The organism is Thermogutta sp. (assembly GCF_014359955.1).
Classification (GTDB): domain Bacteria; phylum Planctomycetota; class Planctomycetia; order Pirellulales; family Thermoguttaceae; genus Thermogutta.
The window spans coordinates 1-23,144 of the sequence record NZ_JACIYL010000006.1 but is presented as its reverse complement, the minus strand read 5'-3'; the positions used below and the strand labels follow the sequence as shown (position 1 = coordinate 23,144).

The 23,144-nt window shown below is 53.2% G+C and carries 20 protein-coding genes; all 20 read left to right on the top strand.

Annotated elements, in window-relative coordinates; genetic code table 11:
- On the top strand, positions 1-1,098 hold a 1,098-nt coding region (locus tag H5U08_RS00520), incomplete at its 5' end, for a TIGR03087 family PEP-CTERM/XrtA system glycosyltransferase (protein WP_297029067.1).
- A 60-nt stretch (positions 1,099-1,158) separates the two neighbouring features.
- The gene (locus tag H5U08_RS00515; protein ID WP_297029065.1) at positions 1,159-1,977 is read left to right on the top strand and encodes a glycosyltransferase family 2 protein; all 819 of its coding nucleotides are present in this window, start codon (positions 1,159-1,161) and stop codon (positions 1,975-1,977) included.
- 52 nt (positions 1,978-2,029) lie between these two features.
- Complete coding sequence (locus tag H5U08_RS00510) at positions 2,030-3,325, top strand: O-antigen ligase family protein (protein WP_297029063.1); 1,296 nt, start codon at positions 2,030-2,032, stop codon at positions 3,323-3,325.
- Between the two features lie 181 nt (positions 3,326-3,506).
- Complete coding sequence (locus tag H5U08_RS00505) at positions 3,507-4,340, top strand: ABC transporter permease (protein WP_297029061.1); 834 nt, start codon at positions 3,507-3,509, stop codon at positions 4,338-4,340.
- Positions 4,341-4,411: 71 nt separating this feature from the next.
- Entirely contained in the window at positions 4,412-5,635 is a 1,224-nt protein-coding gene (locus tag H5U08_RS00500; protein WP_297029059.1) for an ABC transporter ATP-binding protein, read from the top strand.
- Complete coding sequence (locus H5U08_RS00495; RefSeq protein ID WP_297029056.1) at positions 5,635-6,270, top strand: hypothetical protein; 636 nt, start codon at positions 5,635-5,637, stop codon at positions 6,268-6,270. The genes H5U08_RS00500 and H5U08_RS00495 overlap by 1 nt, the downstream gene beginning before the upstream one ends.
- Before the next feature lie 29 nt (positions 6,271-6,299).
- On the top strand, positions 6,300-7,556 hold the full coding sequence (locus tag H5U08_RS00490) for a glycosyltransferase (protein WP_297029054.1): 1,257 nt from the start codon (positions 6,300-6,302) through the stop codon (positions 7,554-7,556).
- A gap of 33 nt (positions 7,557-7,589) precedes the next feature.
- Positions 7,590-8,525: a glycosyltransferase gene (locus tag H5U08_RS19780; RefSeq protein ID WP_366493789.1), complete on the top strand. Its 936-nt coding sequence runs from the start codon at positions 7,590-7,592 to the stop codon at positions 8,523-8,525.
- A 31-nt stretch (positions 8,526-8,556) separates the two neighbouring features.
- Positions 8,557-9,420, top strand: a complete 864-nt coding sequence (locus H5U08_RS00485) for a sulfotransferase (protein WP_297029053.1) — start codon at positions 8,557-8,559, stop codon at positions 9,418-9,420.
- Positions 9,421-9,497: 77 nt separating this feature from the next.
- On the top strand, positions 9,498-10,403 hold the full coding sequence (locus H5U08_RS00480; RefSeq protein WP_297029052.1) for a glycosyltransferase family A protein: 906 nt from the start codon (positions 9,498-9,500) through the stop codon (positions 10,401-10,403).
- 65 nt (positions 10,404-10,468) lie between these two features.
- Positions 10,469-11,647 (top strand): glycosyltransferase family 4 protein, encoded by a 1,179-nt coding sequence (locus H5U08_RS00475; RefSeq protein WP_297029050.1) that lies wholly within the window; start codon positions 10,469-10,471, stop codon positions 11,645-11,647.
- Positions 11,640-12,575 (top strand): glycosyltransferase, encoded by a 936-nt coding sequence (locus tag H5U08_RS00470; protein WP_297029049.1) that lies wholly within the window; start codon positions 11,640-11,642, stop codon positions 12,573-12,575. Before H5U08_RS00475 ends, H5U08_RS00470 begins: the two co-directional genes overlap by 8 nt.
- Positions 12,576-12,659: 84 nt before the next feature.
- Complete coding sequence (locus H5U08_RS00465) at positions 12,660-13,274, top strand: hypothetical protein (protein ID WP_297029047.1); 615 nt, start codon at positions 12,660-12,662, stop codon at positions 13,272-13,274.
- Positions 13,275-14,080: 806 nt separating this feature from the next.
- On the top strand, positions 14,081-15,967 hold the full coding sequence (locus H5U08_RS00460) for a hypothetical protein (RefSeq protein WP_297029046.1): 1,887 nt from the start codon (positions 14,081-14,083) through the stop codon (positions 15,965-15,967).
- 81 nt (positions 15,968-16,048) lie between these two features.
- Positions 16,049-16,645 (top strand): YqeG family HAD IIIA-type phosphatase, encoded by a 597-nt coding sequence (locus H5U08_RS00455; RefSeq protein ID WP_366493786.1) that lies wholly within the window; start codon positions 16,049-16,051, stop codon positions 16,643-16,645.
- A gap of 15 nt (positions 16,646-16,660) precedes the next feature.
- Positions 16,661-17,644 carry a UbiA family prenyltransferase gene (locus H5U08_RS00450; protein ID WP_297029044.1) on the top strand — a complete coding sequence of 328 codons (984 nt, stop codon included), beginning with the start codon at positions 16,661-16,663 and terminating at the stop codon, positions 17,642-17,644.
- Positions 17,645-18,766: a glycosyltransferase gene (locus tag H5U08_RS00445; protein ID WP_366493783.1), complete on the top strand. Its 1,122-nt coding sequence runs from the start codon at positions 17,645-17,647 to the stop codon at positions 18,764-18,766.
- 99 nt (positions 18,767-18,865) lie between these two features.
- Entirely contained in the window at positions 18,866-20,116 is a 1,251-nt protein-coding gene (locus H5U08_RS00440) for a glycosyltransferase (RefSeq protein ID WP_297029042.1), read from the top strand.
- A gap of 145 nt (positions 20,117-20,261) precedes the next feature.
- Positions 20,262-21,254 carry a GTPase gene (locus H5U08_RS00435; RefSeq protein WP_297029040.1) on the top strand — a complete coding sequence of 331 codons (993 nt, stop codon included), beginning with the start codon at positions 20,262-20,264 and terminating at the stop codon, positions 21,252-21,254.
- Between the two features lie 80 nt (positions 21,255-21,334).
- Positions 21,335-23,092: a DNA polymerase/3'-5' exonuclease PolX gene (polX, locus tag H5U08_RS00430; protein WP_297029038.1), complete on the top strand. Its 1,758-nt coding sequence runs from the start codon at positions 21,335-21,337 to the stop codon at positions 23,090-23,092.
- The last annotated feature ends 52 nt before the right edge of the window (positions 23,093-23,144 follow it).

The window sequence follows — 23,144 nt, the reverse complement described above, 5'->3', positions numbered from 1 at the left end:
GCTCAGCGATGTGATCTGGACGTTGCATTCCTGGCGGACGAGCCCCTGTCCACGGCGACAGAGGAGGCCCTCCGGGCACGCTGCCACAACGTGGCGTGGTCGGTCATTCCACCCTGGCAGCGGTGGACGCAGGCGATTTTGTCCCTCTCAGTGGGCGCGACTGCAACCCAAGGCGCTTTTCGGTCGAGCAAGTTAGCGCGAGAAATCACCTCCTTGTGCCGCCGTTATCGCTATGACGTGATAATCGTCTATTGCTCGAGTATGGTGCAGTATATACCCAGAAACTTTGGCAAGGATGGGGTCATTGTCGATCTTGTGGATGTTGATAGTCAAAAATGGCTGGACTATTCACGAACAAGTTCGAGGCCCCTCGGATGGCTGTATCGCGTGGAGGGTGTGAGACTGCGCCGTGTGGAGTGTCGCGTGGCTGCGCTCGCGTCCTGGGTCACCTTGGCAACCGTTCCGGAACGCGACCTTTACAATTCCTTTTGTCCGCATGCGCACACCGCGGTCGTGGAAAACGGGGTGGACATCGATTACTTTTTTCCAAACTTTGACAGCCGGGAACCACCAATCCATCCTCGCTTGACGTTTGTGGGTGCGCTGGATTATCCGCCCAATCGTAATGGTGTCATCTGGTTCATAGACAAAGTATGGCCGATTTTGGCTCAACGTTTTTCCAATCTGGAGTTTTACATCGTTGGCGCGGGAGCTGACGGAAAACTCAAAGCTGCGGTGGCACGCGTCCCTCGCGTGTTCCTCACCGGCGACGTACCGGACGTTCGGACATTTCTGTCCGGAGCCGTTGCGATCGTTCCTTTGCAAATGGCCCGCGGTGTCCAGAACAAGGTTCTCGAAGCGATGGCGATGGGGTGCGCAACGGTCGCAAGTTCTCCCGCTCTGGAGGGCATTTCCGCTGTGCCGGGACGGCATGTCCTCAAAGCTGATTCGCCCGAGGAATGGATAAACGCGGTTGCCGGTGTTATCGACAATCCGTCTTTGCGTACGGCGATTGGACATGCAGCCCGTGACTATATTGTGCGGCACCACACTTGGCCGGAAAAACTCAAGGCCCTAGACGAGTTATTACAATTGTAACACAAGGAAAATTTTTAGTGGTGCATCGCTCATAAATAATAAACGGAAACCACTCCGACGATGGACTGTGAGACTTTTTGTCCATGTTGTGGACGCGAGATTAGTCAGAACATACAGAATGACCGCCGGTGGCTGTTATGGCAGGCGTTGGGCAGGCGTTTTGGTGTCTATGACGTTCCTTCTCATGTAAAACTCTCGGTTGTTGTCCCGGTCTACAATGAGGAAAATACGGTCGATGAGATACTCCGCCGGATTTGCCAGGTTCCGGTCGCCAAGGAAATCATTGTCATAGACGATGGAAGCACTGATAATACTGCCCTGAAACTGAAACAATGGGAGGGAAACGACATTGTACGGATTCTCCGGCACCCGCGCAATCGAGGCAAGGGCGCGGCTTTAAGGACCGGTTTTGCTCATGTGACCGGCGACATTGTGGTGATCCAGGATGCCGATCTGGAGTACGATCCGGCTGAGCACCTCCGTTTGATTCAACCAATCGTGGAAGGTGTTGCGGACGTGGTCTATGGCTCTCGATTTATTTCCGAGGGACCGCATCGCGTCCTGTACTTTTGGCACTACGTTGCCAACCGGACGATTACAACACTTTCCAATATGTTTACCGATCTCAACCTCACCGATGTGGAAACCTGTCACAAAGCGTTTCGTCGCGAGGTTATTGAGGCGATCAGGCCCACGCTCAAGGAAAATCGGTTCGGAATTGAAATCGAAATCACGGCGAAAGTTGCTCGACGGGGGTATCGAATCTACGAGACGGGCGTCAGTTATTATGGGCGCACATATCAACAGGGTAAAAAGATTGGTTTTCGCGATGCAATTCGGGCAATATGGTGCATATTCCGGTATTGGCTGAAGGATTGAGACTCAGGCGTATGCTTTGACGGTTCCTCTCCATCACAAGTAGCGGTGACTGATGCGCGGACTGGTCTATGTTTACTTGCTAACGTATCTGGGGGCAGCGCTCTCGCTATTCTATCCCTTGATTGGATTATTCATATACATTCACTATGCCATTTTAAAGCCCGAATCCCTGTGGTACTGGTCAGTGGGGGCGCGCGGCCCCGGACGCTACAGTTTTATCGTGGGCATCGGGATGCTTGTCGGCTGGGGCATTCGAGGATTCGGCGACTGGCGCCTGGGACGATCAAGTATCGTCGTTGGGATGTTGCTCGCATTCGTCACCTGGGTTGGTGTGGGATACTTCTTCGCTCAGGAACCGATTCTTGTCAAAAACTTCCTGATATCCCTGCTTAAAATAGCTTTGCCGTTTCTCGTGGGGATTACCTTGATGGAGAAGAAGGAGCACGTGCGGTGGCTGGCCTGGGTGATTGTCGCCACTCAGGGATATTTGGCCCTGGATTTTAACCGCAGCTATTATCAGGGAGTAAATCGTATTGTCTTGGAAGCGTACGGCGGCTTCGATAATAATTGTATCGCGGCCGCCATGGTGGTCGGGGCACTGCTGGCTTTCTTCCTTGGGCTGGCGGAGACTCGGTGGCCTCTCAAGCTCATCGCCTTTGCGGCTTCCGCACTCATGGTCCACACGATTATGTTTTCGTTTTCGCGAGGCGGACTGCTGGGACTCATCGCCGGGGGCATAGCGGCGTTTATTCTTATTCCCAAAAGTTTTAAAACGACAGTGATTTCGATTCTCGCCGTTCTGCTCGCGCTGCGTCTGGCAGGGCCGGAAGTTCGACAGCGCTTCATGACCACGTTTGTCGATCCGGAACAGCGCGATCGCTCAGCTCGTAGCCGGGTGGAACAGTGGACGGCGTGCCTTCGAAGCATCCGGGAAAACCCGTTTCTCGGGGTAGGGGCCAACCACTGGCCGTTGCGATCGCAACAGATGGGACTTCCGCGCATGCACGCACATTCGCTCTGGCTGGAAACGGCAGCCGAGATGGGCGTGCCCGGATTGTTACTTCTGGGCGGGTTCTATGGTCTGACTGTTTACAGGCTGAGGAAGTTGGTAAAGGAATGCCATAATCTCGACGTCTGGTCGCTGTACATGGCGCGGGGAGTAATCGCGTCACTTGTGGGTTTCGCCGTCGCTGTCAGTTTTATCAGCGTGGTGTGGCTGGAGATTCCCTACTATACCGTTCTGCTGGGCGCCGCATTGCTGCGCGTGCACACACGGGAATGGGAGTATCGCCTCGAACCGGATACTGTTAATTTCCACGAGCATGCGAATGAATATGCCAGTGTATGACGAGAGGCCTTTCGATAAATCTGAGACTGCTGTAATTCACGACGGTCAGAAGCAGCTTGTCCATGATCCTCCAGAAATTCGTGGGCCGGACGGTTCACCCGCCCAGAGTGTGGATAGAGGCGACCAGGTGTGGACTTGGTCCGCGGACGAGCACCTGACCGGCTTTGCCGTGTGGCGAGAAATGATCTGGGAAATTTACAGCTATCGCGAACTTCTCGGACAGCTCGTTCTGCGCGATATTCGGATTCGCTACAAGCAGGCCATCATGGGATTCGCGTGGGCACTATTGATGCCGCTGCTGATCGTGGCCGCGGGATGCCTGGTGAAAATCGCGCTGGCTCATGCCTCCGGTGGCAATGTCGATTTACCTCGCGTAGCAGGGATGTCTATCAAGGCACTGGGATGGGCATTTTTCGCTGGCTCCATCGGGTTCGCAGCAAACAGCCTGGTATCAAATATGGCACTTGTGACGAAAGTGTATTTTCCCAGAGAATTGTTTCCATTCTCTGCGGTGATAACACAATGGATTGATACGTGCGTCGGCGGCGGATTTTTGCTTGTTCTGCTCGCGTTTTTTGCCAATATATCGATTTCCGTTGAGTGGTTATGGGCTGTGCCCGTCGTGCTGCTCCTTGTAGCCATGACGACCACGGTGGCGCTTCTGTTTAGCTGTGCTAACGTTTTTTTCCGGGATGTGAAGTATATTGTGCAGATTGTGCTTACATTCGGTATATTCTTCACGCCCGTATTTTATGAACCAGAGCTGTTCGGCCCGCACGGCTCGTTCATTATGATGCTCAATCCCCTCTCTCCCATCTTGGAGGCCTTGCGTTTGGCAATTATAGAAAAACATAATCTCTTGCTTCCGGTGATTACAGAAGGGCATGATGGGCTGCGGTTCACAACGTGGCATATCGGATTTTTGATCTATTCTGCTGTCATAAGCCTGGGAGGCTTTTTATGGGCCTGGCGGTATTTCCATAAAATGGAATTCGTGTTCGCGGAATATGTCTAATGTGACACAGTAATATAACACCTCTTACGATTCAGTCCGAAGTAACGCGGGTTTCAGATATGGTATTCCCGGTGGTCGAAGTCGAACATCTCGGAAAAAAGTTCCGCCGCGGCGAATCATTTGATACGCTGCGCGACCTGATCCCCGGAACGCTGCGTCGCCTCCGGCAGTCTGATAGCCGGCGCGAGGACAGGTGGTTTTGGGCTCTCCGAGATGTGAGCTTCAGCGTCAATGCGGGAGAAGTTCTGGGAATCGTGGGAGCAAATGGGGCTGGAAAAAGCACTGTATTGAAGATCTTGGCCAGAATTTTGCGCCCGACCACTGGCCGTTTGATGGTTCGCGGGCGACTTCGCGCTCTGATCGAAATTGCCGCGGGGTTCCATCCGGATCTGACAGGAAGAGAAAACATCTACTTAAACGCGGCGATACTCGGAATGAAAATGAGCGAGGTTCGCAAGAGATTTGACGATATAGTTGAGTTCGCGGGCATTGGGCCGTTTCTGGATACACCTGTCAAACGATATAGTTCCGGCATGTTTGCTCGCCTCGGATTTGCGGTGGCGGCCCACCTTGAGCCTGACATTCTGGTGGTCGACGAGGTTCTGGCTGTTGGCGATGCAGCTTTTCAAGCCAAGTGTCTGGGGAAAATGCGCGACGTCGCCGGCCAGGGGAGAACGGTCATCTTTGTCAGTCACAACATGCGGGCCATTCAGCAGTTATGTCATCGCGTTCTCCTTTTGGAGCGGGGCTCTATTGTCAGGGAAGGCCCGCCCACGGAAGTCGTAGAGGCGTATCTGGCTCGAGCACTGTCGCATGGTGCTTCCGGGGAATGTAGCCTGTCAATGGATCCCGCAATGCCGATTGTGGTTTCGCGGGTTAGAGTGCTCAGCGAAAATGGGGATATAACGACCCTCTTCCCGCGGAGCGAGCGCGTGGTCCTCGAGATAGAAGGAACGGTCAATGAGGGGGGACGACGATATATCGTTGCTCTTGATATCAGGACGATTGACGGCTTGTTGTTGTTTCGGACACATTCTTTCGAGCAACCAGAATCGTATCGAATATTAGATAAAAAAGGCCCGTTCGTGCTGAGGTGCTATATTCCTTCTGAGTTTCTTTCTGCAGGACGTTATGAGGTGGGGATTGTTGTGGCGGAGCGTGGAGTCTGCGAATTCGAAAATCGCCACCGGATCATAGCGTTCGATGTCTTTCAGGATCATCCCCTGAGAGGTTCAGATATCATGACCACAGTCGGCCTTGTAACACCGCATTGCGATTGGGAAAGGATTCGCTGATGCCCACAAGTGAGCCGCGGACGCTCTCGATTGTGCACGACATCATCCTGCGCATCAAACCGTCCAGCGTGATAGATATTGGCGTGGGGCATGGCAAAACAGGCGTTCTTGTGCGGGAGTACACCGATATCTGGAACGAGCGATATCATAAAGACTCGTGGACCACGCGGATCTACGGTATTGAAGCCTTTGAACAATACCGAAATACACTTTGGGAATACGCCTATGATCAGGTATATATTGGGGATGCTCTCTCTGTTCTGCCAAGCCTTCCGGATGTCGATCTGATTGTGGCGCTGGACGTCTGGGAGCATTTTACTCGCGAATATGCGGAAAAACTACTGAATATCAGTCTGAACAAGTCGCGGTTCGTGTTGCTTTGCACGCCGATCACGGTCCGTGAACAAGGTGACGTATTGGGGAATTCCTTCGAAAGGCATGTCAGTCAATGGTCTCCGACAGATTTTCAGACCGTCGCACACAGACTGGTGGCCACGACAGGCCGCGACTGGATTCTTTTGCTCTCCGCACGTGAAAACATCCCTTATGAAGTATGGCGATGGCACCGCCGATGGGAACATTTGATGCGAGGAGTAAGAGCGTTTCTCCTGTTGCTCAAGCATAGAAACTGGTGACCGGGATTCCCACAGGATAAGTCAGCATCATGCGAATTCTCTTTGTTGCGCCTGGCGGAAGCGTTCACACGGCCAGGTGGATGTCCCAACTGAGTGATGAGCCATGGGAACTCTTTCTATTCCCTACGGAGCTGTACTATATTCGTCCTGAAACCCCTCCCGTGACGATCCTGGACGTGGAAAACAGGTTTGTGATAAATAGACCGGAATATGTCACTCTTCGAGATCGGTTTTATTCCGCGTGGGGGTTCGATTGGCCGTTAAGCCGGGGCCTCTATCGCGCTGAAAAATGGGCATGTTGTCTTGCGCCGCAATTTGACAATCAGGCGTGGCGATTGGCGCGGGCAGTCGACCGATTGCGGCCGGATATCGTGCACTCGCTTGGGCTTCATTTGGGGGGTTATCTGACGCTTGCAGCCAAAGAGTTTTGCAAGCGGCCGTTTCCCATCTGGATTGCTACGAATTGGGGAAGCGATTTATTTCTGTTTGGAAGGTTGGAACGCCATAAAGAGCGATTATCTAAAGTGCTAACGAGTATTGACTATTACTGGTGCGAATGTGCGCGCGATGTGGAATTGGCCAAAGCGTGGGGCGTGCCACCCTCCAAGATTTTGCCTCCGGTGCCGGTCGCTGGCGGCTTTGATGTGGAAGAAGCAATACAACTCCGGCAGCCGGGCCCCGTGTCGGCTCGAAAAATGATTCTGTTGAAAGGATATCAAGACTGGGCAGGCCGTGCACTTACGGCAATATACGCTTTGCGTCTTTGCCGGGAGGTATTACAGGGATATGAAGTAGCGATTTACACAGGTGGGCGCGATCCTGAGGCAGTGCACATTGCCGGAGAATTACTTTCGCAGGACGTCGGGATAAACGTCACATTTATTCCGCCCCGTACTCCGCACAAGAAGATGCTGTGCTGGCACGGCCGGGCACGGTTGTCGATAGGATTGAGTATCAGTGACTCGATTGCCATATCGTTACTTGAAGCGATGTTGATGGGATCCTTCCCCATTCAGTCGAACACGGGGGCTGCTCATGAATGGATTCAGGATGGATATACGGGCTTCATCGTGCCTCCGGAAGATCCCTACGCGGTGGCGGAGGCCGTGCGCCAGGCATTATGCCGGGACGACTTGGTCGACTCTGCTGCAACCATCAACCTGGAGACGATTAAGAACAGGTGCGATCGTCGCAGCATCGGTAAAGTAGTCAAAGAGGCGTACAGACATGTGGTCGGATTCGATTCGGTAGACCATATGCATGAGGATCGTGGCGCCTTGGTCTAAATTCCTGTAGGATAGTAATGAATTGACGCTTACATGAATAGCGCAGAATGGATAGTCGCGATTGCTACGTGCGGGCGACACACGCTGCTGCGTCGGACTGTCGAACATCTCATTAAGGCTGGCATCCGTGAGGCTGGTGCGACGCTCGTCATTGCTGAAAACGGAGGCTCGACATGGGCTGAGCCGTTGACTGCCGAATATAAGTCCTATTGCAAGATCGAATACATTAGCCTTAAAAGGCGAGGCAAAACGCATGCGCTCAATGTACTAATAAATAAGTATCGCACGTCGTTCATATGGTTCCTGGATGACGACGTTCGGGTCACAAAAGAGGCTGTACTGGCGTATCGTCAGGTCTTTGAGGCAGGGTTGGTGGGGCGAGAATTTTACGGGGGGCCTCTTGGGATCGACTACGAACGGCCCCCGGAGCAATGGTTGCGACAGTACTTGCCGCGCTCGGCGACTGGCTGGACTAAGTGCGAGGGAACCGATGCGACAAATACATTTTTCCTTGGGGCGAATTGGGCAGCCTGGGCAGCGGACCTTTTGAAATGCGGGGGATTCGATGAGCACCTTGGACCAGGGCGGACCGGAGTCGGTGATGAGGAGGACATTCAGCGCAGGTTGATCGCCACGGGACTTAATCCCGTGTACTTAGAAAATGCAATCGTCTATCATTGGGTGCCGCGCGACCGCTGCTCCCCGCGATGGGTGTTGCGCCGCGCGTTCAACATGGGGCGTCTGGAGGGAAGTCGGAGTGACTTCTCCTGCTCCCTCCTTTTCGGTCGGCCTCGGTGGATGTTTCGGGAAGCGGCTGTTCGGCTAGGGCGGTGGCTTGCGACTCGATTTTCCCGGGATCCGGAACAACGCTTTCGTACCGCATATGAGCTTGCGTTTTTCCTAGGCTGGATGTTAGAAGCGAAACAAAGAAACAGATCACACTCAAATGGTACGTCAGAACGTAAATAGCGAGAAGTATTCGGTCTCGGCGGACCCTGTAGTGAGTACCTATTCGGATTGGACCCACCGGCATGTCTGGAAGGACGATGGCGAGCGCATGCGGAGGCCGGTCTTCATCGTCGGAATTCATCGAAGATCGGGCACGAACTTTCTGGCCGATGCGATTTGCTTAACATCACGCTTTTCCTTACCAGTGCCGCTGTATGAAGACTATTTGCTTCAGTATTCCAATATGCTCGTTGAATACGTGCAGTTAACAGCACACGAGCAATATGAAAAACGATTCACTGAAAAGCCAGAGGCCTATTCCGAATGCAGGCGGCTCATGCTGCGTTCTATCGGGGATGGTCTTCTTGCCTTTTTGCGGTCATATGTTGCGGACGGATATCGGATTCTGACGAAGACTCCAGATCCATGGAACCTGGTTAACTTTTTCGCCCTCTTCCCCGATGCTCTTCTCATCATCATAGTCCGTGACGGGCGCGACTGCGTTGAATCGGCAAAATGGGCATTTCCAGGCAGGTCTTATATCTACTGGATGACAACCTGGGCAGCAAATGCCCGGACGATTTTGAATTTCCTCAATAGAGTTTCACCACACCACCAAGGGCAAATAATTGTCACACGCTATGAAGAGTTACTGTCTGATGACTCTGAGATGGAAAGGATCTTAGAGTTTATCGGCTGTTGTCCGCGGGACTATCCATGGGATGCATTTCACGCTCTTCCGGTGCGGGGCTCCACTTTTTTTAAAGGAGAAAAAGAAACGTTACATTGGCAGCCGGTAAATAAAACGAAGGATTTTCAGCCGGTCGGAAGGTGGAAGAAGTGGTCCTGGTGGTTGCGGTGGAATTTCAAACGCGTTGCCGGTAGGGAGTTGGCCGCCCTCGGGTACACGTGGTAGGTGCCTGCTGTTGCTTAGCGATCATTGTGTTTGCGGTATTGCCATAAAATCTTTGAAGAATATCACACACCAGGAGTATGCAACCTCGCATCAGTGTTGTTATTCCCGTGTATAACGGCTCAATATATCTGCCCGATGCCCTGGCGTCGGTGCTGAACCAAACGCTTAAACCCCATGAAATTATTGTGGTTGACGACGGATCAACAGATGGCTCGGCGGACATCGCCAAAGCATTCGGTGAGAATATTATTGTCCTGTCGCAAGCGAATCGGGGTGAGTCTGCAGCTCGGAATGTGGGAATAAACGCGGCTTCGGGGGATTGGATAGCGTTTCTTGATGCGGACGATGTGTGGCATCCCGAGAAGTTGGAACGACAATCCGTCTATTGCGATGATGAAACGGACTGCATCCATACAAATTTCTTTTACTTCGGTACGTGCGAAGGAAAGGTGGATGTCTCGAACGTAGCACCAGAAGTGCGATATTCGATACCTTACGTGGCTGCGCACAATCCTTTTAGAATATCGAGTATCATAATAAGAAAAGAGTTGCCAGTGCGATTTCCCGAATGGACGCAGGATGGGGAGGATCTTCTCTTCTTCCTCGATCTGTGTCTGAAGGCGCGAATTCGGTTGGCGGCCGAATTTCTCACGGGATATCGAGTTCATGAAGGAGGCCAGAGCAGAAAACCTGACATGCTCATTCGTCGCTTCGCTGCGTTGGCCGAATATTTTAAACGGCGTCCGGAGATCGACGACCGTGACGTGGAAGCCGCTCTGGCAGGTTTTATCGATCAGATCGCCCATCAGGCTGTTCTGGCCCGATACATGAGGCGATGGGACGAATACAGATGTTTAAAGAGTTTTCTAAAAAGCTACGAAGGGACACTCAGCCCGCTGGCACGGCAGGTGCGAAAAGAGATTATCGCGCCGCGCGTCCTTTACAAGTTAAAGGATGTATTCACGAGGATGTTTGAAAGTTAGCCTCAAGGGGTATGAGAATAGGAAATGAAAAATTGGAGGACGTACGATCGAGGCAGACTAAGGTCTTGTTTGCGGCGCACTCGGGCCAGCCTGGCGGGGCCGAATACTGCTTGGACGTGCTCCTTAAGGGAATGGACCGCAGCGTATGGGATGCCGAGGTGCTATTTGCCTGCGATGGGCCGCTGGTCGATACTCCCCGAGTGTTGGGCTTGCCTGCGAATGTTGTGACGATGAGTTGGTGGATTGGCTTTGAACCTTCGGCTTGGTACTGGCGCAATCTGGTGCAATCCCCCTGGCGGATCGCGTGGCTTACACGCAAGTTGAAGGCACAGAATTTTGATCTCGTTTACACAAATACCGCGGTCATTTTCGAAGCCGCATTGGCGGCAAGACGTGCCGGCATTCCGCATGTGTGGCATGTACACGAGATGCTCACAGCGACGTATTGGCACAGCCTGGTGCGGCTGCAGGTCATTTGTCGGTGTATCCTACGATGGAGCGATGCGATCATTTTTGAGTCACGCGCTGCTCATCAGGTCTTTCAGGACTGTGTGGGCGAGTATTCAGCAAGCACCAGGAAAGAACAATTACACGAAATCTATGTCGTGCCGAATCCATTGCGGATGATTCCGCCTCCTGTGACGTCCGAGGGCCGCCGTCGGGCACGGCAGACCTTGGGAATAGCGGAAGACGAATTTGTCATCCTCTGGGTTGGCCAGTTTATTCCACGAAAAAATCCGAGGCTTATGCTCTCGGCTTACCGAAAATCGTGCATTTACGACAAGTCGATTCTTTTCATGCTAGGTGATGGCCCCCTGAGGGGAGAGTTGATGCGGGATCTTGCCGAAGACGACTCCAAAACCAAAAAAGTAATCGTGGATGGCTTTAAAGAGAATATAGACATATACTTGCAGGCCGGAGATGTGTTGGTGTTGACTTCCTCTGAGGAGTCCTTCGGATTAGTTCTTCTCGAGGCGGCTGCCTTTTCGTTACCGGTCATCGCCACTGACTCAGGCGGGCCACGCGATATAGTCGATCATGGAAAGACAGGGTTTATTGTGCCACCGAAAGACGATGTCGCAATCGCAAAACATTTGGCCATGCTGGCTACGGACCGTGTATTGCGAGAGCGAATGGGACAGGCGGCGCGGCAGCGCGTGTTGAACGAATTTAATGCACAACGCTATGTCAGAACAATTCAGGAAATCATGGTGAGAGCGACGCGGCGACGCGGCGATGGCTGAACCACTTGTGAGCGTTGTTATTCCGGTCCACAATGGCGAACGCTATCTTGAGACGACCATTCAAAGCGTTCTGAACCAAACATATACGCGTTTAGAAATCATTGTTGTCAACGACGGATCGACAGACGGTAGCCGCAACGTTTTACGCAAGTATAAAGACAGAATCCAATTGTTCGAACAGCCACAATTGGGGGTAGGGGCAGCACGGAATCGAGGGGTCCTCGAGGCCCGTGGAGAATTGGTCGCATTTCTTGACCAGGATGATTGGTGGTTTCCAACCAAAATAGAAAAAGAGGTCGATGAACTATTCCGCAGCGACAGCGGCCTTGTTCACACCAACACCCTTTATTTCGATGATTCTACGCAGACGTTTTGCGATCCACTGGATCCGCTGGCCAAACCGGAGGAATATATCGGATGGTGCTATGACCGTTTACTCCTGGGCAACGCAATCTGTAATTCGAGCGTTGTTGTTCGACGAGTACTGTTTGCTCAAGTGGGCCTTTGTGACTATCGCATTGAAGGAAATTCGGTTCAGGACTACGATCTTTGGCTGCGACTGGCGCAGGTCACGCCCTTTGGATTTGTAGAAGAACCCCTGACGGTGTTCAGGCTTCACCCAGGGCAGGGCACGAATAATCGGCGGTTGATGCTGCGCGAGCAGATTAAAATTCTTCAGTGGCGACTCCCAACGTCTGATCGGGAACGAAGACGCAAGTTGCGAAAACGGCTTGCGGGGTTGGCTGACCTGCTGGGTCGCTTTGAGCTCGATTTTCAAGACCATACAGCGGCAAGAAAAGCGTTTTGGATGGCACTCATGTTCAGGCCGAGTATCCGCGCCCTCTGCTTGTTGTGTATTACTTATTTGTCGCCCGGGTGTGTGACGTACATACGGAATATTTACGGGAGATTAAAAGGCCGGCATTGAAAGATCGCGGGCACGGGCGTCGCAGATGATCGCATCAATGTGAATGTTGCGTGACCTCCGGGGTGGACAAAGCAAACGCGAGAGATGAGACGGCTTGTCAAGCGCGCTATTCAAATTATTTTTCTCGTGCCGGCTATTATTTTGGTGCTGCTCAGTGCGGTTGCCAGACCGATTGTTGGGCGAAGACAAGCTTTTGCTGGGCCGGCGCAGTTCGTCGCTCTGTTTCCTGGTCTGGTGGGGGTCTATCTGCGCTGGGCGTACTATTTTATAACGCTGAAAAAATGCAGTTGGGATGTAACAATCGAATTCGGAAGCTTTTTCTCGTGCCCGGATGCTGAGGTTGGATGGTTTGTCTATATAGGATCCTATTCAATACTGGGAAGTGTAAGACTTGGTAATCATGTTCGTATCGCATCGGGTGTTTCCATTCCCAGTGGTCGCTATCAGCACGCCGTGCCAAGGGAGCGGACTGAGGTAACGATACATAACGGGATTGACACGGGTCGTTTTGAAACAATTCAGATTGGCTGTGAGACGTGGATTGGTGAGCGTGCGGTCATCATGGCGGACGTTGGGGCGAGATGTATTGTCGGGGCTGGAGCTGTCGTGTGCCAGCCTATCCCGGATGGGACAGTGGCAGTAGGGGTTCCGGCAAAAGCTGTGCGATCGCTCGATAGCGATACCGAGAAAAAGGGTTGATAATTGCTCGCGGGAGTGATGGACGAAAATAATCAGCATAAATGGGCGCGTTTATAGACGTGAAAGTAAAGGAATATAGGGCGAAACTAATACTAAACATACCTGCCAGTTGTGTAGGGGAGTCACTTCGCATTCCTTTCCGCTGTGGTGTGCCGGTCCCCGAGGGACGTCTTGCGGAACCGCTGACTGCTTCTGTTTCTGGAGAAGGTCTGCGTGACTGCGGCTGTCATGTCGAGACTCTGGCGACTTGGCCGGATGGCTCGAGTCGTTGGGTTGCTGTCGAGGGAGTGTTGAGCCTATCGCGGGCGAAAGACACGAGGCAGGTGGTTGATATTGCCTTAAGACAGACGTCGGAAAACCGTCTCCGGGTTGGTGAACGAGCGCGGCTCTCAAGCGAGAACGGTTCTATTATACAGGTAGATAATGGACGCCTGCTTATAGGACGGGCGCATTCGCGTGTAAGTGCGTCGATTTACATAAAAGATGCAAAAACACGGCGGATTCCCTTGGAGATCACGGGCTGTGAACCAGGGATTAGCGGTGGTCCGGTTGAGAAAGCAGTTGTTCGCGGCCGATTTAAGACGAAGCGACATGTGACATTTATTGCACATATAACCCACTACGTGCCAGCTCATGCGACGCTGATCACGTTTACGCTCCGCAACAGTAGACGGGCACGGCATCGCGGGGGGCTTTGGGATTTGGGGGATCCTGGGTCGGTGCTGCTTGGCGAGTTCGGGCTCGATATTGAATTGCCGGCAGTAATCCGCACATGGCATTGGGCTGATAGTTCGCGTTGCTCAGCTGTGAACTCGATACCAATCCAGGACTATGATAGTCACGATAGTGATGAAATCGGGAAACGGTGGTTCATATTTCAGGCATCGAGCGGTGGGGAAAACTGGCACAGTGTAAATCATATTGACGCCGGGGGCCAGGTACGATTGCCGTTTCGAGGCTACGTTTTACGGTTCGGCAAAGAGGAAAAAAGAGGTGATCGCATTTTACCGCTGTGCGTTGCTGAGACTGACCACGGAGCAATAGCCCTGACGGTCCCTCGCTTTTGGGAGGAATTTCCCAAGCGAATAGCCGTTTCCAAAGAATCTATCCAAATAGGTCTTCTGGCCGGATATGAGGGGCAGCTCCATGAACTGCAAGGAGGGGAACAGAAAACGTTTAATGTGTGGATTATTCAACCAGATGGTGAGTTAGGAGAGACAGGCGTATTAATTAGGCAGCTAGCGGCAGTGTGCTTTTCGAGTGTTATACTTGAACAAATCCCGCCCGATGTGCCCGAAATACTGGCACCGCTTCCGCGAAGAGATGAATGGACGGCCAGTCGATTAGCGGAATTCGCGGAAAAAGCCGCATTTGGGCAGACGGGAATCCTGGCGAATCGGGAAAAGATCGATGAATATGGATGGCGGCATTTCGGGGATACGTACGCGGATCACGAAGAGACTTACTACCAGGGGCGACTCCCGCTCGTCTCACATTATAACAATCAATTTGACTTGCTTTATGGTTGTATTCTTCACAGGCTGATCAGTGGCGATCCGCGATGGGACGAAATTATCGTCCCGCTCGCAAATCACATCATTGATATTGATATCTATCACACCGATCAGGATCGTTCAACATTCAACCACGGCCTGTTCTGGATGACGGACCACTATCGGACTGCCTATACGGCGACACACCGCGCATTCTCACGGTATAATGCGCAAAGTAAGGGCTACGGAGGTGGCCCGTGTAACGAGCATAATTATACAAGCGGCCTTACATTATATTATCTCCTGTGGGGTGATGACCGCGCAAAAGAAGCGGTGCTGGAATTGGCCAACTGGGTGATTGCCATGGAGGACGGATCGCAAACCCCTTACTGTATTCTGGATAACGGTCCCACAGGACTTGCTACGATGACGAGCTCGCACGATTATCACGGGCCAGGGCGCGGGGCGGCTAACTCAATCAATGCCTTGCTCGACGCATGGCTGCTTACTGGCGAAAAAAGGTATCTCGACTTCGCGGAATCACTTATCAGAAGAACGATCCACCCGGAGGATAACATCGAAGCCTTAGACCTTCTAAATGCCGAGTTACGATGGTCCTACACAATGTATTTGGAGGTTCTTGCGAAATACTTACGCATTAAGGGCTTTTTCAGGCACAATGATCCCATGCGTGAGTATGTTAAGTATTCTCTGGTCAAGTACGCAGAATGGATGCTGGAAAACGAGAAACCGTATCTGGCCCGGCCGGAGGAGTTGCAGTATCCCACCGAGGCCTGGGCGGCACAGGATTTGCGTAAAGCGACGGTACTCCTGTGCGCAGCCCGACATGCTTCGCCGGAGACGGCCGCCCGGTTTCGCGAAAAGGCGGCCCTGCTGGCCGAGGCCGCGTGGCGCGACTTGCTGAGATTTCCACGACCGTACAATGTGCGAGCCGCGGCCGTTATTCTGACGCAGGGAATCTGGCACCTGGCCCTTTCAAAATTGGGTTCGGAAACCTGTTCGCCTAGTGGGAATCACCACGACTGGCGGCTCTGGCCGCGCGAGGAGTTTATGCCGCAACGCGATCGGGTGAGGAGAAAACTAAAAACCCCGCAGGGCTGGCTGACGCTACTGGTGCGGATTTCCAATCCTTGGGTTTTTGCCCGTCTATTGCGCGTGCTGTGGCGATGGCGTAATTAGTCGACCGTTATTGTCTAGGGGTGTCTTTGATCCGATAGATCATTGTGATTATCTAGCACAACGCAGGATACAGGACATACAATGCGGATGTGGTGGATGCCAGACTATTACGTAAAAAGCGTGACCGATCTTCGCCCCGCATGTTTGCAAAATCTGAATATCAAGGGACTTTGCATCGACGTTGATTGTACTTTGACAGATTATGTTTCAAACAACCTTCCGCCGGAAGTTGCGCAATGGCTCGATCAAATAAGGCACAATGGAATAAATGTGTGTCTTCTATCGAACGGGGGAAAACGGCGAATAAAGCGGCTTGCTGACAGGATCGGCGTGCCCTACGTAGCTCGGGCGATGAAACCGCTTCCGTTCGGCTGCCACCGGGCGCTGCGCGAGCTGGGCCTTCCACGTTCAGAAGTGGCGATTGTGGGCGATCAGCTTTTCGCCGACGTGTTGGCAGGCCGTTGGGCAGGCGTGCGTACTATCCTTGTCGTGCCGCGAGGGGCGGACAGGGAAGGATTGATAACGAAGTGGAAGCGACCATTGGAGCGGCTGCTTCTCAAGTCGCTAACGCCCAAGTCACTGGCCTCGTGTTCGCAAGAGGCGAATGCCGAAGACAGGGTTAAGAGAGGCGATAGTTCGTTGGGCGGCACTGCCTCCGCGGACGAACCACGCGTTTAGGAGCATAATCGCAGGATGGATGCACGTCGCTTCGTTGTCAATGTCGTTCGGATGATCCGGCCAGACTACTGGCCGAAAAATTTATTCGTGCTTATTGGTTCGGCGCTGGCAGTATTCTACCTGCAAGAGTTATCGCCCATTACCGGGACAATATATTTCCTGGTATTCAGATCGTTTCTGGCGGTATTGATCGCTGTTCTGGCTGCTTCCGCAAATTATATCTTAAATGAACTGTGTGATGCGAAGACCGATATTCATCACCCGGCCAAGCGCATGCGGGCAGTGGCTGCGGGAGAGATTTCTGCGACAGTGGCCCTGTGTCTTTGGGGGGTATTCGCCGCCGCTGGACTTGCAGTAGCAGTGCTTGTCAACACGATGGTCGTCCTCACAACGTTGGTATTCCTGGCTTCCGGCATTCTCTACAATGTAAAACCCCTTCGCTTGAAGGATATTCCATATCTCGACATTATCGCCGAAGCTTTCAATAATCCAATTCGATTGTTTCTGGGATGGTTCGCCCTATTAGCTTCGCGCGTGCCACCGCTTTCTCTGATTTTTGCTTACTGGATGGGCGGGGCATTTTTGATGGCAGCAAAGCGACTGGTTGAGATCGAGCGTTTGGGGCCATCTGCGCACGCAGCGCAGTACCGAAAGTCGCTTGCGTTTTACACAAAAGACTCTATCGTACTGCAAATGTTTTTCTACGCGACCATGACGGCTTTTCTTCTGGGAGTATTCATTGCCCGCTATCATGTTGAACTGGTGATTATAATTCCTCTATTGGCAGCATGCTTTACGGGCTATGTGAAGGCCGCTATTTCGCCGGCAGTTGGAAACGAGCCGGAAGCCTTATATAAGCAGAAGGGGTTGGCGGTACTTCTTGGCTGCACCTTCGTCATAGGTGTTTTACTTCTTTTTGTCAAATTGGATTTCGTGCGGCGCGTTCTCAACATCCAGGAACCTTCGCTCCCGCCGCTCTGGCCAACCGCAGGAATGTGAATGATGTCCGAGCGGTGCATTCTCGAGGTGCTGCACAGTCTCGACTACGGGGGGGCAGAGGTGCTGGCCGTACGATTGGCGCAGCGATTTTCGACCGTGTATCCCGTCGGACTTGCTCTCATTGATAGCGGCGGACCATTGGAAGGACATCTTGGCCGCGAACGGATTCGAACGGCCGTGATCGGCCGCAGGCCAGGGCTGGACTGGGCATGTGTTTTGCGGTTGAGGCGTATATTGATGGAATGGACGCCGGCGGTGATCATCGCACATCAGTATACGCCGTTTTTCTATTCCGCACTCGCCAGAGGCTTGCGAAAAAAAGTTCCCGTTGTTTATGTCGAGCACGGGCGGTTTTATCCAGACAAGAAGAAATTACGCCGTTTCTTGTTTAATCGTTTTCTTCTCCGCCGCCATGATGTGATTGTTGCCGTTGGGAAGGCGGTCAAACACGCATTGGTTGAAAAGGAAGGATTTCCGGCCTCACGTATATCCGTTGTCTATAATGGGGTAGACATGCGGCGGTTTGATGGATGTGCTGAAAAAAGAAACAGTTATCGGGATTCTCTTGGCGCGACGCCCCGTGATGTCGTGGTGGTTCATGTGGCGAGGTTCGATCCGCTGAAAGATCATCTCACCGCGCTGCGTGCGTTTCGGTATCTGCGCGATATTCCAATGAAACTGATCCTTGTGGGTGACGGGCCAACGCGAAGCGAGATTGAAAGTACGATCCGTAGTCTGAACCTGGAAGACTGCGTTCGCATCCTTGGGTATCGCGAGGATGTCCCGGAGGTCTTGGCGGCGGGCGATATTTTTTTATTGACGAGCCTCAACGAAGGAATTCCGGTCACTATCATCGAGGCCATGATGGTCGGGCTGCCGGTTGTTGCCACGGAAGTGGGCGGGGTTCCGGAAATTGTTGCGAAAGATGAGACCGGCCTGTTGGTTTCGCCAGGAAATCCAGAGGAAACAGCGAAAGCCCTGCGCCGACTCGCCACGGATTGTGAACTGAGAACCAGGCTCGGACACGCGGGGCGACAGCGGGCGGCGGCGCTCTTTTCAGAAGATCGCATGTTTGCGGAGTATGATGCGATCGTAAAAAGGTGTATTTCTTCCAGCACGTGATAATCCTCGATTTCGATTGGTCCCGGGACTCGGCCCAAGGGTAGGAGATGGTGCCGCTTGGTCCAGTAGGTTTTGGGGGCGAATGTGCGGCGACCGCGTATGAACGATAAACTACCGGTAGGATCGGAAGTCAAATCCGGTTCATTCATTGTGTTTGCCGATGATTGGGGAAGGCATCCCTCAAGCTGTCAGCATATTTTCTGGCACCTACTCCACGAATTTCCCGTGATGTGGGTCAATACAATCGGGATGCGCCCACCACGATTAAATGTATTCACTTTTCGACGGGGAATGGAAAAAATAGGGCAGTGGTTGAGTTTGCGGTATGCGACGGCAAACACACCGATTGTGCGGAAGTCGTCTGTTCCGAATAAGACTCCCAGGGTTCTCAATCCGGTGATGTGGCCCCGAGTAACACGACGGTGGGAGCGAGCGCTCAATCGCGCGCTGTTGAAGTGGCAACTTGCACCGGCAGTTCAGCGACTTCCGAGGCCACGTGTCGTGGTGACAACAATACCGATCGTGGCAATTCTCGTGCGGATCTTGCAGGTCGAGCGATGGCTCTATTACTGCGTGGATGACTTTCACAACTGGCCTGAGATGGACAAGAAGGCAATCACGGAATTAGAAACACATCTTATCGAAAACGCGGACGTTATTGTTGCGGCGAATGAGCATTTAAAAAGACATATAGAAGAATACGGAAGAACTGCCGTCGTCATCACGCATGGGATTGATTGGGAGATGTGGTCTTCTCCGGCGTTGGAAACAGACAGCGAGCCTATTTCCGAGTGGCTGCAGCGGTATGACCGCCCGTGGATTGTTTTTTGGGGATCTATTAACTGGCAGATAGACACGGCTATTGTGGCAGCAATAAGTAAACGAATTCCGCGGGGCACCATCCTTCTGGTAGGACCGGTCAACACGCACAATCCCGAGCTGGACAGAATCGGGCGGGTAAAAATGCCAGGATCCATTCCTCAGTACATGCTTCCGATTCTGGCACGGCACGCGGACGTTCTTATCATGCCCTATTGTCGGGGGCCCGGTGTCGATGAATCCGAGCCGTTAAAGCTGCGAGAATATTTAGCAACGGACCGACCCGTCGTCGTTTGTGACATACCGGCCACCCGTAGGTGGGCGGATGCCGTGGACATCGCGACTACACCAGAGGATTTCGCAGCATGGGTAGATTTCCGTCTCAAAGCGGGCATTAATCCGGAGCAACTCGCGGCACGGCAACGCGTCCGCGGCGAGAGTTGGGCGGAAAAGGCGAGGCAATTTGTGAAGGTGGCTTTCGATTCGCTGGGTGGTCAGCCGGTGCATTCGGACCCTGGCCCGACGGACTGATTCATGATATAGATAATAATGAACTTCGCCAATGAGGGGGCGGTCGATATCGCGTATCGGTGGATGCCTTGTGTGACAGCAGGTGATTTGGGTGGTGCCATTCACAAGAGAGGGTGATTGATTCATCACGGACGTTGAGACGGCGATGCCGGCAAATCTCACACCGCAGTACCTGAAGGCTGAGGAGGAATATCGGCGGGCTTCAACTCCCGAGGAGGAGTTGAAGTGGCTCCAGGTAATGCTTCAGGAAATCCCCAAGCACAAGGGGACGGACAAGCTCCAGGCGGAGCTGAAGCGGAAAATCAGTGAAGTCAAAAAGCAGATCCAGACAGAGCGGAGCACGGGGCGTCGCACCCGGGGATTCCGCATTCCCCGCCAGGGTGCCGGAACGGTTGTCATTTTGGGTGGACCCAATGCGGGGAAAAGTGCCCTCCTGCGAGCGCTGACACGTGCCACGCCTGAGGTAGCGCCCTATCCGTTCACGACAAAGATGCCGCTGCCCGGGATGATGCCATGGGAGGATGTATTCGTCCAACTGATTGATACTCCGCCAATTACTGCGGACTTTATTGATCCCTGCATGCATGGGCTTATTCGGAGTGCTGATTTGGCGCTGCTCATGGTCGATCTGGGGACTGATGAAGGAATCGTGCAGTGCCAGGAGGTTATTGAAAAACTCAACAAAACAAAGAGTCGTCTCAGTGCCACGTCTTACCTGGACGAGGAAGACGTGGGGCTATCTTATACTCGCGCGTTTCTTGTTCCGAATAAAATCGATATAGAAGAGGCGTCGGCCCGCCTGGAACTCCTTCACGAGCTCCTCCCGCTGGATTTTCCGGAATATGTGATTTCCGCCGAGAAAGGGATCGGTCTGGAGCCGCTGCGGGAAGCTATCTACAAGGCCCTGGATGTTGTCCGCGTGTATGCCAAGCCACCTTCTGCGAAAGAGCCGGATCTGGAACGGCCGTTTACATTTCGCCGTGGCAGCACCGTCGCTGACATGGCGGCAGAAATCCACAAGGATTTGGCGAAAAACCTGAAATTCGCGAGGGTGTGGGGTTCGGCGGTCCATCCTGGAACGGTGGTCAAAGGCGACTACGTGTTGCAGGATCGCGATATCGTTGAGCTTCATATGTAGCCAAATTCATAGAGAACCATCAAAGCATAGGCACCGGATATTAATCGTCTGTTTTTTATTGGCATTCCAGGCGTGGATTTTTGTTTCTGAGATTTCTGGGAGTTGTCCTGGCTGTGACAAACGCGGAGATTGCGGCGGTTTTTGAGCAAATTGCCGATCTTTTAGAGTTTCAGGGAGCGAATCCGTTCCGGGTCCGGGCTTATCGAACAGCAGCGCGGACAATCAGCGAACTTACCGAGCCGGTCGCCGAGTTGGCCCGGGCAGGCCCCGATGCTCTGACCGAATTGCCCGGTATTGGGGCCGATTTGGCCGAGAAGATCACGACGCTGGTCAAGACGGGCTCTCTGCCACTTCTGGAAGAGCTAAAAGCCCAGATACCCGAGAGTGTGCTCACTCTCATGCGGGTTCCGGGGTTGGGCCCGAAACGAGTCGCCGCGATTTACAACAAGCTGAAGATTAAAACGCTGGAGGAATTACGCGAAGCGTGTCTTCAGCATAAAATCCGCGATTTAGAGGGATTTGGGGCGAAGACCGAGGAGAACATACTCAAGGGTATAGAGGCGGCCCTTCTCGCTACCCAACGCATTCTGTGGTGTGATGCGGATCAGATTGTGCAGGAAATTCTCGCCCATCTTGAGGGAACCCAGGGATTACGCCGCCTGGCCCCGGCGGGAAGTTATCGCCGTGGCAAGGATACCGTCGGTGATCTTGATTTTCTGGCCGTTGCCAACGATCCCCATCCGGTCATGGATCGACTGGCCAAATATCGGGCAGTGAGAGACGTCATTGCTCGCGGCGATACGAAGATGTCGGTCGTGCTGCAAACGGGGCTTCATGTGGACCTGCGGGTCGTGCCGGAAGAATCGTTTGGGGCGGCTCTCCAGTATTTCACAGGCTCAAAAGAGCATAATGTTATTTTGCGGGGCATGGCTAAAGACCTGGGCTTGAAGATCAATGAGTATGGGGTGTTTCGAGGGGATAAACGCATCGCTGGACGCGAAGAGGAAGAGGTGTACGGGGCGTTGGGGCTGCCGTGGTTCCCGCCAGAGCTTCGAGAAGGGCGAAAGGAGTTCGAGTGGGCAGCCGCCGGGTCACTTCCCGAACTTATTACGCTGAACGACATCCGAGGCGATTTGCACATGCATAGCACGTGGTCGGACGGCCTGGCGACGATTGAGGAGATGGCCGAGGCGGCCAGGAAAAAGGGATATCAGTATATCGCGATCACCGACCACTCCCAGCGCGTCAGTGTGGCCAACGGCTTGAATCCCGAGCGGCTTCTTTCCCAGTGGAAGGCGATCGATCAGATGGCGGGTAAATGGCGAAACTTTCGGATTTTGAAGGGGGTTGAGGTGGACATCCTCGAAGACGGGCGTCTGGATCTCCCCGACGAGGTGTTGAATCAGGCGGATTGGGTGGTGGCCAGTGTGCATTTTGGCCAGAATCAATCTCGGGAGGAAATCACGCGACGAATGATCGGAGCTCTGAAGCACCCTGCTGTATGTGCCATTGCTCATCCAACGGGTCGGTTACTTCTCGAGCGCCCGGCGTACCAGGTGGATCTCGACGCGGTGTTACGGGCGGCACGGGATTATAGCAAGATGATGGAGCTCAATGCGCATCCGCGGCGTTTGGACCTTGACGACGTGGCGTGTGCGGCCGCCAAAGCGTATGGTGTCCCTATTGCAATTTCAACAGATGCGCATAGCATAAATGGACTTGAGGCAATGCGGTACGGCGTCCTCCAGGCACGCCGGGGCGGATTGACGAAAGAAGACGTTGTCAACACCCTGCCCTGGGGAGAATTTAAAAAGCGGCTGCCCCGATACCGTCGCTGAACCCGGGCATTCGGGATTCGCACTTTGCCAGGCCGTCGGAAGGGGGCCTGGC

Coding starts and splice junctions, on each gene's coding strand:
- H5U08_RS00515 (WP_297029065.1), top strand. CDS start 1,159: ATGGACTGTGAGACTTTTTGTCCATGTTGTGGACGCGAGATTAGTCAG.
- H5U08_RS00510 (WP_297029063.1), top strand. CDS start 2,030: ATGCGCGGACTGGTCTATGTTTACTTGCTAACGTATCTGGGGGCAGCG.
- H5U08_RS00505 (WP_297029061.1), top strand. CDS start 3,507: ATGATCTGGGAAATTTACAGCTATCGCGAACTTCTCGGACAGCTCGTT.
- H5U08_RS00495 (WP_297029056.1), top strand. CDS start 5,635: ATGCCCACAAGTGAGCCGCGGACGCTCTCGATTGTGCACGACATCATC.
- H5U08_RS00490 (WP_297029054.1), top strand. CDS start 6,300: ATGCGAATTCTCTTTGTTGCGCCTGGCGGAAGCGTTCACACGGCCAGG.
- H5U08_RS19780 (WP_366493789.1), top strand. CDS start 7,590: ATGAATAGCGCAGAATGGATAGTCGCGATTGCTACGTGCGGGCGACAC.
- H5U08_RS00480 (WP_297029052.1), top strand. CDS start 9,498: ATGCAACCTCGCATCAGTGTTGTTATTCCCGTGTATAACGGCTCAATA.
- H5U08_RS00470 (WP_297029049.1), top strand. CDS start 11,640: ATGGCTGAACCACTTGTGAGCGTTGTTATTCCGGTCCACAATGGCGAA.
- H5U08_RS00465 (WP_297029047.1), top strand. CDS start 12,660: ATGAGACGGCTTGTCAAGCGCGCTATTCAAATTATTTTTCTCGTGCCG.
- H5U08_RS00455 (WP_366493786.1), top strand. CDS start 16,049: ATGCGGATGTGGTGGATGCCAGACTATTACGTAAAAAGCGTGACCGAT.
- H5U08_RS00450 (WP_297029044.1), top strand. CDS start 16,661: ATGGATGCACGTCGCTTCGTTGTCAATGTCGTTCGGATGATCCGGCCA.
- H5U08_RS00445 (WP_366493783.1), top strand. CDS start 17,645: ATGATGTCCGAGCGGTGCATTCTCGAGGTGCTGCACAGTCTCGACTAC.
- H5U08_RS00440 (WP_297029042.1), top strand. CDS start 18,866: ATGAACGATAAACTACCGGTAGGATCGGAAGTCAAATCCGGTTCATTC.
- H5U08_RS00435 (WP_297029040.1), top strand. CDS start 20,262: ATGCCGGCAAATCTCACACCGCAGTACCTGAAGGCTGAGGAGGAATAT.